This window comes from Nocardiopsis sp. LOL_012 (assembly GCF_048060475.1).
Taxonomy (GTDB): Bacteria; Actinomycetota; Actinomycetes; order Streptosporangiales; family Streptosporangiaceae; genus Nocardiopsis.
Genome location: NZ_JBHMIV010000087.1, coordinates 1 through 1,392, shown reverse-complemented (window position 1 = coordinate 1,392; position 1,392 = coordinate 1). Strand labels below are relative to the sequence as shown.

Below are 1,392 nucleotides of genomic sequence, written 5' to 3'. Positions count from 1 at the left end.
GACGAACCCGTTGTAGTTGCCACCGATCACGTAGTCACCGGTGAAAGCCAGGTCCGAGTTGAGGGCGGCCGCGCCACCGAGGATGGCGGGCTTGGGCACGTGGGCCAGGTGCTCGACACCCTTCAGCACGGCGGCGTCGTCGGTCGGCGCTTCGGTGGCGGCCCGCGCCGGGGGCGCGAGTCCGGCCGCGAGCAGGACCATCCCCGCACCCAGGGCACCCCAACGCACCGGACCGCCGCGCTCAGCCGCCATCATCCGCACCCCCGAAACATAAAGCAGTCATTCAACTACTCATTGTTCTACTCTGCGCAGACGACTCACACCAGACGAAACACTGAGATCGGACATACAAACCAGAACAACCAGATCGATCCCAGGAACCCTCAGGACACGCCCTGACATCAAAACGCTCGCAACGCTGGACAGAACACGCCGAAAGTCAGTAGAAAATCGACAAGGTGTCACTGTGGCGCCCCGTGCGGACCCCCGTCCGCCCACCCCGTTTGGAGGAATCGTGCGCCGTCTGGCACTCGCGACCGGAACCGCTCTGGCCCTGCTCGGAGCCACCGCATGCGCCGATGGCAGCGGGGTACTGGAGTCCACGAACGTCATCGCGCCCGGCGCGCCCGGGGAGTCGTCCAGCCCGGCCACGGCCGAACAGCTCGCGGCCCTGGCCGAGGAGCAGGGGCACAACGCCGCCGACGTCAACTACCTCGTACTCATGATCGAGCACCACCGGCAGGCCCTGGAGATGACCGACCTGGTCGAGGATCGCCACCAGCGCGAGGACATCGACCGCATCGCCGGACGCATCGCCTCCGCGCAGGGGCCGGAGATCGAGGTCATGGAGGGCTGGCTGGAGGAGAACGTCCTCGGTCCGGCGCGGGAGAACCCCGCCTACGCGAACTTCTGCGGCCTGGAGGGCGGGGTGTCCCACCACGGCGGCGACGGCGACCTCCCCGGATGCGACCTGGAGGTCGACCACGACGACATGCCGGGGATGGCCTCGGAGGAGGAGATGGACGAGCTGGCGGCGGCCGAGGGCGACGCCTTCGACCGGCTCTTCGTCGATCTGATGACCACGCACCACGAGGGCGCCGTCACCATGGCGGAGGAGGTCCTGGAGGAGGGGCACGACCGGACGGTGCGGCAGATGGCCAACGACGTCATCGTCGAACAGCGTGCGGACATCACACGGATGGCGGAGATCCTCGAAGGGGACTGAGCCACCAGGGGAGCCGGCCCTCCCCCTGCGGGGAGGGCCGCACGGAGCGGGGACCGCTCAGGCGGACTTCTCCTCCGGACCGCCCTCCGACAACCCCCGACGCACAATCGTCGGATTCACGTTGTCCACCACCGTCTCCCCCGTAATGATCACCCGACCCACATCCT

1 protein-coding gene and 1 pseudogene are annotated in these 1,392 nt (G+C 67.9%); one reads left to right on the top strand and one right to left on the bottom strand.

Features of this window, described 5'->3' with window-relative positions:
* Nucleotides 1-252, bottom strand: a pseudogene (locus ACFHWE_RS23525) (hypothetical protein); the annotation flags it as partial.
* Nucleotides 253-514: 262 nt separating this feature from the next.
* Here ACFHWE_RS23525 and ACFHWE_RS23520 point away from each other — a divergent pair.
* Nucleotides 515-1,225: a DUF305 domain-containing protein gene (locus ACFHWE_RS23520; RefSeq protein WP_416604057.1), complete on the top strand. Its 711-nt coding sequence runs from the start codon at nucleotides 515-517 to the stop codon at nucleotides 1,223-1,225.
* Nucleotides 1,226-1,392: the final 167 nt, after the last annotated feature.